This window comes from Micromonospora antibiotica, from assembly GCF_017599305.1.
GTDB lineage: Bacteria > Actinomycetota > Actinomycetes > Mycobacteriales > Micromonosporaceae > Micromonospora > Micromonospora antibiotica.
In genome coordinates, this window is sequence record NZ_JAGFWR010000016.1 from 84,513 (window position 1) to 97,312 (window position 12,800).

At 73.0% G+C, this 12,800-nt stretch carries 9 protein-coding genes and 1 pseudogene; 4 read left to right on the forward strand and 6 right to left on the reverse strand.

Going from position 1 to position 12,800, the window contains the following annotated elements:
- Positions 1–358 precede the first annotated feature (358 nt).
- Together JQN83_RS23000 and JQN83_RS23005 are read left to right on the forward strand one after the other, a co-directional pair.
- Positions 359–652 (forward strand): antibiotic biosynthesis monooxygenase family protein, encoded by a 294-nt coding sequence (locus tag JQN83_RS23000; RefSeq protein ID WP_208569225.1) that lies wholly within the window; start codon positions 359–361, stop codon positions 650–652.
- A 451-nt stretch (positions 653–1,103) separates the two neighbouring features.
- Positions 1,104–1,865 (forward strand): SDR family oxidoreductase, encoded by a 762-nt coding sequence (locus JQN83_RS23005; protein WP_244253011.1) that lies wholly within the window; start codon positions 1,104–1,106, stop codon positions 1,863–1,865.
- A 123-nt stretch (positions 1,866–1,988) separates the two neighbouring features.
- Here the strand turns inward: JQN83_RS23005 and JQN83_RS23010 are convergent.
- The 4 genes and pseudogenes from JQN83_RS23010 to uvrB form a co-directional block, all read right to left on the reverse strand.
- Positions 1,989–2,843 (reverse strand): annotated as a pseudogene (locus tag JQN83_RS23010) (helix-turn-helix domain-containing protein); the annotation flags it as partial.
- A 164-nt stretch (positions 2,844–3,007) separates the two neighbouring features.
- Positions 3,008–3,376, reverse strand: coding sequence for a VOC family protein (locus JQN83_RS23015; protein WP_208569227.1), 369 nt, complete (start codon positions 3,374–3,376; stop codon positions 3,008–3,010).
- A 23-nt stretch (positions 3,377–3,399) separates the two neighbouring features.
- On the reverse strand, positions 3,400–4,302 hold the full coding sequence (locus JQN83_RS23020; protein WP_307799598.1) for a helix-turn-helix domain-containing protein: 903 nt from the start codon (positions 4,300–4,302) through the stop codon (positions 3,400–3,402).
- Positions 4,299–6,407, reverse strand: a complete 2,109-nt coding sequence (uvrB, locus tag JQN83_RS23025) for an excinuclease ABC subunit UvrB (RefSeq protein ID WP_208569228.1) — start codon at positions 6,405–6,407, stop codon at positions 4,299–4,301. Before uvrB ends, JQN83_RS23020 begins: the two co-directional genes overlap by 4 nt.
- 345 nt (positions 6,408–6,752) lie before the next feature.
- On the opposite strand from uvrB, the gene JQN83_RS23030 reads away from it, so the two are divergent.
- Positions 6,753–8,336: a hypothetical protein gene (locus JQN83_RS23030; protein ID WP_208569229.1), complete on the forward strand. Its 1,584-nt coding sequence runs from the start codon at positions 6,753–6,755 to the stop codon at positions 8,334–8,336.
- Between the two features lie 91 nt (positions 8,337–8,427).
- Here the strand turns inward: JQN83_RS23030 and coaE are convergent, their stop codons facing one another.
- Both coaE and rpsA read right to left on the reverse strand, forming a co-directional pair.
- Positions 8,428–9,615, reverse strand: coding sequence for a dephospho-CoA kinase (gene coaE / locus JQN83_RS23035; RefSeq protein WP_208569230.1), 1,188 nt, complete (start codon positions 9,613–9,615; stop codon positions 8,428–8,430).
- A 318-nt stretch (positions 9,616–9,933) separates the two neighbouring features.
- Positions 9,934–11,433: a 30S ribosomal protein S1 gene (gene rpsA, locus JQN83_RS23040; protein ID WP_208569231.1), complete on the reverse strand. Its 1,500-nt coding sequence runs from the start codon at positions 11,431–11,433 to the stop codon at positions 9,934–9,936.
- 404 nt (positions 11,434–11,837) lie between these two features.
- Between rpsA and JQN83_RS23045 the strand changes: the two genes are divergently transcribed.
- The gene (locus JQN83_RS23045; protein ID WP_208569270.1) at positions 11,838–12,647 is read left to right on the forward strand and encodes a class I SAM-dependent methyltransferase; all 810 of its coding nucleotides are present in this window, start codon (positions 11,838–11,840) and stop codon (positions 12,645–12,647) included.
- Positions 12,648–12,800 lie beyond the last annotated feature (153 nt).

The window sequence follows — 12,800 nt, forward strand, 5'->3', positions numbered from 1 at the left end:
TGTCGGGGGTGACGCTCGACCGTGCTGACGACTCCGTCGCGAGGGAATACTCCCCTCCTCGGCCGCCATTGTTCACCATCGAGGGCCACGGGCGCATCTCCTGCGGCATGCATTGCCGGCAGCATCACGTTCTGAACCCGGTCGCCGCGCCGGTCGCTCCGCTGCGGCGGACCGCCCGCAGTGTCTGTCGAGGGGTGATGCCGCAGGTGGAGGCCGATCGGGTCGGCTGGTGCCACGCCACACCTCGCAGGGCTTCCTAGGAGGCTAGGTGTGGCTGGTGCGGAGTCGGTCCGCCTGCTCCGCGCCGGGTTCGGCCCCACCGCCGTGGGGGCCCGGCAGGGCGTGGCAGGCTGTCAGCATGGTGCTTGAGGTCGCGCTCATCGACGTACTGCCCGGACACGAGGACGATTTCGCCGCCGCCTACGCGGAGGCGCACGCCATCATCATCGCCACCGAAGGGTGCCGCTCGGTCCGGATGACCCGGGGCATCGAGTCCCCCTCCCGCTTCGTGCTGCTGGTCGAGTGGGACTCGGTGCAGGCCCACGAGGAGAACTTCCGGGGCACCGAGGCGTTCGACAGGTGGCGGGCGCTGATCGGCCCACACTTCGCCGGACCGCCCCGGGTCGAGCACTTCGTCGACGTCCCGGCCTGAGCCGAGCCGGCCGTTCCGGGTCGGCCCGGCGGGTCCCACCATCCGACCCACGGGCCGCAGGTCGTTTCGCGGTCGACCCGGCGGCGGGCCGGCCGCTTCGGGCCGGCTACTTCGGGGTGGCCGCTTCGGGGCGACCCGTTCGGGGTGGCCGCTTCGGGGTGGCCGGTCGAGCGGTCCCGGTTCGGGGCGGCCCGACGGGTAGAGAAATTTACCTTGGTCGATCAGATTCGACCCGGATCTGTCGTACCCCCGGGTTATCGTGCGGCGCACGCGCGGCCCACCGGCCCCGACACGTTCGGGGGTGCCGGGCCCGGTGGTCGCGCGCCGACCCACCGTGCCGGTGCCCCACTATGCCGGTGCCCCACCATGCCCGTGGACCGTTGCGGCCGTTACGGCGCAGTGGTTGTTAATCCGTGGCGTCCGGTGCGCCGGCTCCGGTTGACTGGCCCGCATGACCGCACGGGTGTTCCTGGTGACCGGGGTGAGCCGACGGGTCGGCATCGGCGCGGCGGTCGCCCGCACCCTCGCCGCCGACGGACACCGGCTGCTCCTCACCGGTCTGCCCGACTTCGACGACGCCCAGCCCTACGGCGGTGACCCCGACGGCGTGCCGGCGTTGCTGGCCGATCTGGCCGGTTCCGCCGAACACATCACCGCCGACCTGCTCGACCCGGGCACCCCGGCGGCCCTGGTCGCCGAGGCGGTACGCCGGCACGGCCGGCTCGATGCCGTGGTGGCCGCGCACGCCTACTCCACCAGCACCCGACTGGGGGAGCTGGACGCCACCCAGGTCGACCGGCACCTGCTGGTCAACGTCCGGGCCTGTCTGCTGCTGGCCGACGCGTTCGCCACCGCCTTCACCGCCGGGGCCGGCGGCCGGCTGGTGTTCTTCTCCAGCGGCCAACGACTCGGCCCGATGCCCGACGAGTTGGCCTACGCGGCCAGCAAGGCCGCCCTGGAAAACCTCACCACGCAGCTCGCGCCGCTGCTGATGGCCCGGGGGATCACCGTCAACTGCCTCAACCCCGGGCCGACCGACACCGGTTACGCCGCACCGGAGGCACACGCCGCCGTGGCCGCGCGCTTCCCGGGCGGACGCTGGGGCACCCCGCAGGAGGCGGCCCGGCTGGTGCGCTTCCTCTGCTCACGGGAGGCGGACTGGATCACCGGCCAGGTCATCGACTCCGAGGGTGGCTTCAACCGCTACGGGTGAGCCCGGACCGGCCGGCCGCGTACCGGGGCCGTCGGCCGCTTCGCCCGCCTCTCCCGCACGGTGGGCGGCACCCCCGCCGCCGGCCGCACCGACGGCGACCGCGGGTGGGCCGACGGCGAGACCGGCGGCCCTGCGACCGAGTAGTTCCACCGTCTCCGCCGCGCTGAGCGCGGCGGCGGAGAGCCAGCCGGTCATCCGGTCGTAGCGACCGACGTCGGCGTCGGAGGCCAGCCGCACGTCGGTCGTCAGCGCCTCCAGCATCACCGTGCGCGGGTCGGCCGGGTCGGGGAACGAGTAACACGAGAAGGCGGTCAACGGGTACGCGCCACCACGCGGGACCGCCGTCCTCGGCACCACCCGGATGGTCACGTGCGGCAACTCGGCCAACGCCAGCAGCTGGTCCAACTGCTCACGCCACACGTCGGCGGGCAGACCCGCCGGATCGCAGGCCCGCTCGTCGAGCAACGCGGTGTACTGCGGCGGATCGGGGCGGCGCAACACCCCCTGCCGGGTGAGCCGGGCCCGCAGGTCGGCCTCGACGTCGACGTCCGGGTGCAGCAGTCGACCGGCGGTGATCCGCAGCCGGGCGTAGCCGGGCGCCTGGAGCAGGCCCGGCAGCACCGTCGGCTGGTATTCCACGATGGACGCCGCCCCCGCCTCCAGCTCGGCGTAGGTGCGCTGCCGCTCGCTCATCTCGCCGAGCGCCTTCCACCAGCCGCGCCCGGTCGCCGCGTCGCGGGCGATGACGATCAGTGCCTCGCGCTGCGGCGACGGCACCTCGTAGACGTCCAGCAGATCGAGTACGTCGGCCAGGTCGGGCCGGCTCTGCCCCAGCTCGATGCGGGACAACTTGGAGGTGGAGGCCCAGCCCAACCGGGCACAGACCTGTTCCAGCGTCAGCGCCTCCCGTCTGCGCAACTGGCGCAGCTCGGCGCCGAGCCTCGCGCGTCGAATGACAGGACTCGATGACAATGGCATCCCGGCCTCCCCACGAGGGAGGGTACGCAGGATCATCACCCAGGGCAACACTTTGCTTGCTCACCGCAACAATAATCTGAGCCCGATTCGGATGACGCCGCTGTCGGAGTCGGCCCCGAACGGCAACCCCCCGTTCGCTACGGCTGCCGTTCGGGGCCGTCCGGTCAGGGCCGGTAGGTGCCGAACGACCAGACGTGACCGGCGAGGTCCCGGGCCGCGTAGTCACGGGAACCGTAGCCGGTGTCGAACGGTTCCCGGACGATCTCCGCCCCGGCCGCCCGCGCCCGGTCGTGGTGGGCGTCCAGGTCGTCGACCGCCACGTAGACGGCGTAGTCGTCGTCGGCCGGCCGATCCGGTCGCCCCCGGCCCGTGCCGAGCATGACGATGCCGTCACCGAGGGCCAGCTCGGCGTGCGCCACCGTCCCGTCCGGGCCGTCGTGCACCGCGTGGACCCGGAACCCGAACGCCGCACAGAGCCAGTCGATCGCCGCCCGGGCGTCGGGATACCGGAAGGTCGGGTAGATGTTGGTCATGCGTCGAGTGTGCCGTCCGGGGATCAGCCCGGATTGGACGAATGGGAACCCGGCCGGCCCACCGCCGTCGGGGTCACCCCGGTGAACTCCCGGAACTCCCGGATCAGGTGCGACTGGTCGTAGTAGCCCCAGCGCACCGCCAACTCGGCCCAGCCGTCCGTCGGGTCGGGACGATCCGACCCGACGGGCGACGCGGGCACGGCGTGCGTCCGCCCCAGGGCCGCGTAGGCCCGTTGGAAGCGCAGCAGCCGGGCGGTCGTCTTCGGGCCCAGCCCCAGCTCCCGGCGGAACCGCGCGGTCAGGTGCCGGCGACTCCAGCCCAGTTCGTCGGCCAGCTCGCCGATGCCGATCCGGCCGGCCGACCCGGCGAGTCGGCCCCAGGCCCGGCCCAGGTGCTCCTCGACCGGATCGGTGGCCGCCAGCCGGGCCCCGAGCGCCGCGTCGAGCAGAGCGAAGCGGCGGGGCCAGTCCGACATCTCGGCCAGCCGGACCCGTAACCGGTCGAGCCACGGATCGGGCAGCCCGTCGACCGCCACCGCCCGGTTGGCCAACTCCCCCAGCGGCACCCCGAGGATCCGACGGGCCGCCAGCGGGGTGAGCAGCAACTGCACCCCGGCACCGGCCCCGACCGTCGAGGTCGTGCAGTAGCCGTCGTACGGCCCGGCCACGAACGAGTCCACCTGGTACGCGCTGTGCGCCGCCGAGCGCGGGTTCAGCACGTCCAGCGGGGCGCCCCAGCCGAGGATGAGGACCACGAAGGCCCCGGCCGCCTCGTGCCGCACCAGTGGCGACGCCGCACGGGCCGGCACACCCCCCGGATGCGCCGGCCGGCTCTCCCGGTAACCCAGGTAGCTGCCCACCAGGGAGCGCAGCCCACCGGCCGGTGTCCCGACGCGCACCTCGTCCAGCACCGGGGTGGCCGTCACTTCACCCCGGCGGCGTCCATCCCGCGCAGTTCCTTCTTGAGGTCGGCGACCTCGTCGCGGATCCGCGCCGCCAACTCGAACTGCAACTCGCGGGCGGCGGCGAGCATCTGGTCGTTGAGTTCCTGGATCAGCTGCGCCAGGTCGGCGCGGGCCATCCCCTCGCGGGAGGGGGTACCGGCCGTGGCCCGGCTGCGGCTGCGGGTCTCCTTGACCGGCGCCTTGCCCCGGGACAGCTGACGTGCGGCCCCGCCGATCCGGGAATTCTCGGTGTCCTCCGCCTCGCGGTAGATGTCGTCGAGAATGTCGTGGATCTTCTTGCGCAGCGGCTCGGGGCTGATCCCGTGGGCCTCGTTGTGGGCGATCTGCTTGGCCCGGCGGCGGTTGGTCTCGTCGATCGCCGACGCCATCGACGGCGTGATCTTGTCGGCGTACATGTGCACCTGGCCGGAGACGTTACGGGCGGCCCGGCCGATGGTCTGGATCAGCGACCGGCCACTGCGCAGGAAGCCCTCCTTGTCGGCGTCCAGGATCGCCACCAGGGAGACCTCGGGCAGGTCGAGCCCCTCCCGGAGCAGGTTGATGCCGACCAGCACGTCGTAGTCGCCCTTGCGCAGCTCGCGCAGCAGCTCCACCCGGCGCAGGGTGTCGACCTCGGAGTGCAGGTAACGCACCCGGATGCCGTTCTCCAGGAGGTAGTCGGACAGGTCCTCGGCCATCTTCTTCGTCAGCGTGGTGACGAGCACCCGTTCGTCGCGCTCGGTCCGCAGCTTGATCTCGTCCATCAGGTCGTCGATCTGGCCCTTGGTCGGCTTGATCACGACCTCCGGGTCGATCAGGCCGGTGGGGCGGATGACCTGTTCGACGAACTCGCCCTGGGCCTGTTCCATCTCCCAGGTGCCCGGGGTGGCCGAGAGGTAGACCAGCTGGCCGACCCGCTCCAGGAACTCGTCGAAGCGCAGCGGACGGTTGTCGGCGGCGCTGGGCAGCCGGAAACCGTGGTCGATCAGCATCCGCTTGCGGGAGGCGTCGCCCTCGAACATGCCACCGATCTGCGGGATGGTGACGTGGGATTCGTCGACCACGGTGAGGAAGTCGTCCGGGAAGTAGTCGAGCAGGCAGTGCGGGGGACTGCCGGGCAGTCGGCCGTCGATGTGCATGGAGTAGTTCTCGATGCCGGAGCAGAACCCGACCTGCCGCATCATCTCCAGGTCGTAGGTGGTGCGCATCCGCAGCCGCTGCGCCTCCAGCAGCTTGCCCTGCCGTTCCAGCTCGGCCAGCCGCTCCCCCAGCTCGGCCTCGATGTCGCGGGTGGCCCGTTCCATCCGCTCCGGACCGGCCGCGTAGTGGGTGGCCGGGAAGATCAACAGGTGGTCGACCTCCTTGACCACGTCACCGGTGAGCGGGTTGAGGTAGTAGAGCTTCTCCACCTCGTCACCGAACAGCTCGATGCGGACCGCCAGCTCCTCGTACGCCGGGATGATCTCCAGGGTGTCGCCCCGGACCCGGAAGGTGCCGCGCTGGAAGGCCATGTCGTTGCGGGTGTACTGGATGTCGACCAGCCGGCGTAGCAGCTGGTCGCGGTCCAGCTCCTGCCCGACGGCGATCCGGACGGCCCGGTCGAGGTATTCCTCGGGGGTGCCCAGGCCGTAGATGGCCGAGACGGTCGCCACCACGATCGTGTCGCGCCGGGTGAGCAGCGACATGGTCGCCTTGTGTCGCAGCCGCTCGACCTCCTCGTTGATCGAGGAGTCCTTCTCGATGTAGGTGTCGGTCTGCGGGATGTACGCCTCGGGCTGGTAGTAGTCGTAGTAGGAGACGAAATACTCCACCGAGTTGTGCGGGAGCAGCTCGCTGAACTCCTTGGCCAGCTGGGCGCAGAGCGTCTTGTTGGGGGCGAGCACCAGGGTCGGCCGTTGCAGTCGCTCGACCAGCCAGGCGGTGGTGGCGCTCTTGCCGGTGCCGGTGGCGCCGAGCAGCACGGTGTTGCGGTCGCCACGTCGGACCCGACGCTCAAGATCATCGATGGCGGCCGGCTGGTCGCCGGCCGGCTGGAAGTCACTGACGACCTGGAAGCGACCGTCGAGCCGGGGAATGTCGAGCGCCATGACATCAACGGTACGCCGCGGGTCCGACACTGTGCCGCGACCGTCGTCAGCAGTCGACCACCTTCGATATTGCCATTGTGGCCCACATCTCAGAGGGCTAGCCTGGACACCGTAGGCCGCTCGCGGCGGCCGACCGCGGCAGTGGCCGGGCCTCGACAGGCTCCCACCGCCCGGCACCTGGGGTCGCAGCACCCGGACATCACCGGCGTGCGCACCCCGCGTGGTCGCGCCCCTGGCGCAGACCGGCCGCCGCGAGCGCCCCTGCCCGTCCGGCCGGCCACCGCCCGCCCACCCCACCCGTCCCGGCGGCGTCACCCCGCCCCCGGCCGGCCCGTTCAACCCCACGTGGAGACCTCGCCCGACCGGCCACGACACCCGCCCGGCACCGGCCCGGGACGACGACGTGCCGGCCGGCGACACCGAACCGCCGACCGACCGGTCACCCTCGGCACGACCGCCCCGCCCGGCCCCGAGGACCGCACGCCGGGGCGGCGACGCGCCACCCTGCTCGTCCTGGGCGCGGTCGCGGCCACCTCCGCCGCCGCCCTGGTGGCCGGCCTGCTCAGCTGGTCGCCCGCACCGGCCACGCCGGCCCGCGCGCTGACCGGCGACGAGGTCGAGCGGCTGGCAGCCGCCCGGGTCAGCGCCTACCGGGACGTCCGGGCCGGGGTACGGGTGGCCGTCGGCACCGCAGCCGGCCGTACCGACCTGGTCGGCTGGGTCGACTGGTCGCGTCCCCTGGCCTACCTCGCCGTCGGCGGTCCGGGTGCCGGCCAGGACCGGGGGCTGGTGCAGGCCGACGGCCCGGTGGTGGTGCACCGTCGCGACCCCACGGCGATCGTGACCCCGGCCCGGCCACCGCTGGTGCCTCCCGTCGACCGATGGCGGCTGCGCGACCGACCCACCGGGCGACGCCTGGACGGCGCGCTCGCCGTCCTGTTCGCGCTGGCCGCCGACCGGGTCGAGCCGGCCGAACCACTACGCACCGGCGGACGGTGGCTCGGCCGGGACACTGTCGGCGGCGACCCGGTGGACGTCCTCCAGGCGGCGCTGCGGCCGGTCGGGCCCCGCGGTCGGCCCGCCGCCGGGCCGACCGGTCGACCGGAGGCCAGGGACACCGACCCCCGCTGGTGGGTGGACCGGGACGCCCGGCTGCGTCGCTGGGCGGGCCGGCTCGACGACGGGACCCCGGTCACCGTCGAGCTGGACCGCGTCGACCGGCCGACGCCGTGGCCGGTCGACGCGCTCGGTGGCCGGCCAGGACTGCCCCGGGCCCTCACCGACGAGGAGGCCGCCCGGCTGGGCCGCCTGACCACCCGGCTACGCGCCGGCAGCGGGGCCGCCGTCACCGTGACGGCCCCCCTCGGCACCGCCGCCAACCTGCGCGGCAGCGGCTGGTTGAGCTGGTCCGCCGATGTCTCCTACCTGTCCGTCGCCGAGCTGGACACCCTCGGCCGTCGGACGCTGCGGCGGCGGGACCGGACCGGCTTCGCCCGGGCGGACGTACCGGTCGGGCCGGACACCGCCGCCCCCGGTCCGCCGTTGCCGCCGCCGGCCGGGACCGGTTGGCGGCTCGACGGTCGGCCGGCCGACGAACTGGACGTGCTGGTCGACGCGGCGCTACAGGCCGACGGACGCCCGCCGGGCGTCGACACGGCCGTCCGGATCCGGGGCGACCGGCGGGCCAACCGGCCGGTGGACGTGTTCGAGGTACGCCAGCAGGGCCGGCGACTGCGCTACTGGCTGGACCGCAGCGGGTTCCCGTACCGGCTGGAGCTACGCACCACCGGGGGTCTGTGGGCGCAGCTGGACCTGAGCCCCGGGCCGCTGCCGGCGGGACTCGTCGCGCCCCACCGCACGGCAACGTCGGCGTCACGACCCGGCGGACGCCACGACGCTGCCGGCGGCGCGATTCGGCCGACGCCCTGACCCGGCAGACGGGCACGACGCTGCCGAATGCGCGATCCGCAGACGGCGCGATTCCGGTGCCGTCCGCACCGGGCCGGGGCGGGGGCTGCGGTCAGGGACGCCAGCCGGTCCGGGTCGCCCACGCCTCCGCCCGCAGGTACTCCTCGGCGGACCACGGGTCGCCCGTGGTGGTGGACCCCGGATCGGGCGGTGCCGCCGCCAGTTCCCGCTCCACCAGCAGGTGGGCCGCCCGTTGACCGGGATCGGCACGCAGGTGGTCCCGCGTCAGCAGGGCGTGTCGCCAGCCGGGGGATCCGGCCACCCGCAGGTGCACCCGTACCGGCCGCCCCGGGTCGGCACCGCCGTGCAGCCGCTCCTCCCGGCCCGCCCCGCCGTCGCCCGTTGCCGGTCGGGGGTGGCCCCCCCGGACGTCGGGCACCCTGGGAAATCCGGCGTCGGCGAGTCGCCGCGCCAACACGCCGTCCGCCTCGGCCAGCGACGGGACGGTCACCTGCACGTCGATGACGTCCCGGCCGGCCAGCCCCGGCACAGCGGTCGAGCCGACATGGTCGATCCGCAGATCGGCCGGGGCGAGCGCGTGCCGGATCCGGGCGGCGAGCCGGGCGTACTGCTGCGGCCAGGTCGGGTCGGGCTCGGTCAGCACCGCCCACCCCTCCCGGACCGCCCGGTGTTCCCGCACGTTGCGCTCGTAGGGCAGCAGGCGGTCCCGCCAGAGCGCGTCCACGGCGGCGTGCAGCTCGTCGAGACCGCCGTCGTTGTCGAGGACCACGTCGGCCGCCGCCCGGCGGCGGGCGTCGTCGGCCTGGGCGGCGATCCGCCGCTCGGCCTCCGACCGGGTCATCCCCCGGTCCCGCGCCAGCCGCGCCAACCGGATGGCCACGGCCGTCTGCACCACCACCACCAGGTGGTAAGACGGTGCCAGCCCCACCTCCACCAGCAGCGGCACGTCGTTGACCACCACCGCGTCGGCGGGGGCCGCAGCGGACAGCTCGGCGGACCGGGCCCGTACCCGGGGATGGGTGATCTCCTCCAGCCGACGGCGGGCAGCCTCGTCGGCGAAGACCAACGCGCCCAACGCCGCCCGGTCCAGTGCGCCATCGGCGGTCAGCACCCGGTCGGAGAAGGCGGCCACGATCTCGGCCAGCCCCGCACTGCCCGGCGCGACCACCTCCCGGGCGATCCGGTCGGAGTCGACGATGATCGCGCCCCGCTCGGCCAGTCGGGTCACCACCGCGCTCTTGCCGGACCCGATACCACCGGTCAACCCCACCCTCAGCACCGACCCAGTCAACCGGATCGGCCCCTGCCCCACCACACCACCCCCGCCCCCACCTCCCACCACGCCACCAGGCCCGTGTTGCCGGCGCACCGCACCGGGGAGCCCGCCCTGGGCACCGGCGGCACCTGACCGCCGCCGACGGGCCGCCTCGCGCCGGAGCGCCACGTGGTGTCAGCGGGGTAGCCGTATCCGACGCCGACGCCAAAGAGCCCCGCCTCCGGTCCACTGAACGTGGACCGGAGGCGGGGCTCTTCTGGTCAGCGGCTACCCGGGCCCGGGTACGACGTCAGACGTGGTACCCGGTGGCAGCCTCCTGGGTCACTTGCCGCCGGCGAGCTTCTCCCGCAGCGCGGCGAGCGCCTCGTCGGTGGCCAGGGTGCCCGCCGGCTCCTCGGCCTGCCGGCTCGGGGTCGACGAGCTGGTCGAGGTGGTGGTGCCACCACCGGCGGCCACGGGCGGAGCCGGGTTGGCAGCGGCCTCGGCGTCGGCGGCCCGGGAGGTCTGCACCTGCTTGGTGTGGGCCTCCCAGCGCTGACGCGCCTCGGCGTACTGGTTCTCCCAGGTCTCGCGCTGCTTGTCGTACCCCTCGAGCCACTCGCCCGTCTCCGGGTCGAAGCCGTCCGGGTAGATGTAGTTGCCCTCGGTGTCGTACGTCGCGGCCATGCCGTAGAGGGTCGGGTCGAAGTGCTCCTCGCCCTCGACGAAGCCCTCGTTGGCCTGCTTGAGCGACAGCGAGATCCGGCGGCGCTCCAGGTCGATGTCGATGACCTTGACCATGACCTCGGAGCCGACCTGCACGACCTGCTCCGGGATCTCCACGTGGCGCTCGGCCAGCTCGGAGATGTGGACCAGGCCCTCGATGCCGTCGTCCACCCGGACGAAGGCGCCGAACGGGACCAGCTTGGTGACCTTACCCGGCACGATCTGCTGGATCGCGTGGGTGCGGGCGAACTGCCGCCACGGGTCCTCCTGGGTCGCCTTCAGCGACAGCGAGACCCGCTCGCGGTCCAGGTCGACGTCCAGGACCTCGACCTCGACCTCCTGGCCCACCTCGACGACCTCGGACGGGTGGTCGATGTGCTTCCAGGAGAGCTCGGAGACGTGCACCAGGCCGTCCACGCCGCCCAGGTCGACGAACGCGCCGAAGTTGACGATCGACGAGACGACGCCCTTGCGGACCTGCCCCTTCTGGAGCTTGTTGAGGAACTCGGTGCGCACCTCGGACTGCGTCTGCTCCAGCCAGGCCCGGCGGGACAGGACCACGTTGTTGCGGTTCTTGTCCAGCTCGATGATCTTGGCTTCGAGCTCGCGGCCCACGTACGGCTGCAGGTCACGCACCCGCCGCATCTCGACCAGGGAGGCGGGCAGGAAGCCGCGCAGCCCGATGTCGAGGATGAGGCCACCCTTGACCACCTCGATGACCGAACCGCGGACGACGCCGTCCTCGTCCTTGATCTTTTCGATCGTGCCCCAGGCCCGCTCGTACTGCGCCCGCTTCTTCGAGAGGATCAGACGCCCCTCCTTGTCCTCCTTCTGGAGGACCAGGGCCTCGATGTGGTCACCGACCGAGACGACCTCGGCGGGGTCCACGTCGTGCTTGATCGACAACTCCCGCGAGGGGATGACACCCTCGGTCTTGTAGCCGATGTCGAGCAGGACCTCGTCCCGATCGACCTTGACGACGGTGCCTTCGACAATGTCGCCGTCATTGAAGTACTTGATGGTCTCGTCGATCGCGGCGAGGAAAGCCTCCTCGGAACCGAGATCGTCGTGGGTGACCCGGGTGGCGCTCGAGGGGGCCTCGATGCTGCTCGTCATGTGGGCGGTTGCTCCGGTCGGATGGGTTGTCACAGCAGGCGTGGTGTCGCAGTGACCCGTTCGCGCCAGCGGATCCGCCACCGGGCACACCGAACGATCGTCAAGAGAAGACCATTGGTGCTCCGACGACCGCGCACCTGCTCCCTGCCGAGGTACACGATCCACGAGCGCATCGTCTAGCCTACCCGCTGCATTACCACAGCGTGCAAGGCCTCCCGGGTCCTCGCGAACCCGCCAGCTGCGAAAGCGGAGATTTCGGGGAAAAAGCGCCTCCGGTGTCTCATCCGTCACATCCACCCCACGGGACCGACAGCGTACGGCGGTCCGGCACGCCGCGCGCGGCGGGGTCCGGCGGGCGAGACCACCGCAGGGCCTAGCGTGAGCTGGTGAGCGACGACGAGCTGGTGGACGACGACGAGCGGGTGCTGCGACGCCGGGTGGGCGCCACCGAGGCACGATGGGCCAACCGGGGCTGGTGGGACGCCGACGCCGACGACTACCAGGCCGAGCACGGCGCGTTCCTGGGCGAGGTCGACTTCCGCTGGTGCCCGGAGGGGCTGCGCGAGTCCGACGCGCGGCTGCTCGGCGAGGTCGCCGGGCGGCGGGTGCTGGAGGTCGGCTGCGGCGCGGCGTCCTGCGCCCGCTGGCTGGCCACCCAGGGGGCGGAGCCGGTGGCCTTCGACCTCTCCGCCGGAATGCTGCGGCACGCCGCCCGCGCCGCCGGCACCACCGGGGTACGCGTCCCGCTGGTGCAGGCCGACGCCCTGGCCCTGCCGTTCGCCGAGGCGTCCTTCGACATCGCCTGTACGGCCTTCGGCGCGATCCCGTTCGTCGACGACTCCACCGCCCTGATGGCCGAGGTGCACCGGGTGCTACGCCCCGGGGGGCGCTGGGTCTTCTCGGTGACCCACCCGATGCGCTGGGTCTTCCTGGACGACCCCGGCGAGGGTGGCCTGACCGCCGTGCACTCGTACTTCGACCGCTCGCCCTACGTGGAGCAGGACGAGCGGGGGGTGGCCAGCTACGTCGAGCAGCACCGGACCCTCGGTGACCGGATCCGCGAACTGGTCGACGCCGGCTTCCGCCTGCTGGACCTGGTGGAGCCCGAATGGCCGGCCGGACACCGGGAGACCTGGGGGCAGTGGAGCCCGCTGCGCGGACGGCTCTTCCCCGGCACCGCCATCTTCGTCACCGAGAAGCCGACCGGCAGCTGACCGGCGGCGGCTGCCCGCCCCGCTCCCGACCGACTCCTTGTCACCCGGGCCGTCGGGGCCGGGCTGAGCGGCGCCACCGGACACCTGCCGATCACCGAGGTGTCACGTAGCACCGGGTCCGCACCCGGTCGTTTCGGTGGACCGCCCCCGGGT

Coding starts and splice junctions, on each gene's coding strand:
- JQN83_RS23000 (WP_208569225.1), top strand. CDS start 359: ATGGTGCTTGAGGTCGCGCTCATCGACGTACTGCCCGGACACGAGGAC.
- JQN83_RS23005 (WP_244253011.1), top strand. CDS start 1,104: ATGACCGCACGGGTGTTCCTGGTGACCGGGGTGAGCCGACGGGTCGGC.
- JQN83_RS23015 (WP_208569227.1), bottom strand. CDS start 3,376: ATGACCAACATCTACCCGACCTTCCGGTATCCCGACGCCCGGGCGGCG.
- uvrB (WP_208569228.1), bottom strand. CDS start 6,407: ATGGCGCTCGACATTCCCCGGCTCGACGGTCGCTTCCAGGTCGTCAGT.
- rpsA (WP_208569231.1), bottom strand. CDS start 11,433: ATGACGAGCAGCATCGAGGCCCCCTCGAGCGCCACCCGGGTCACCCAC.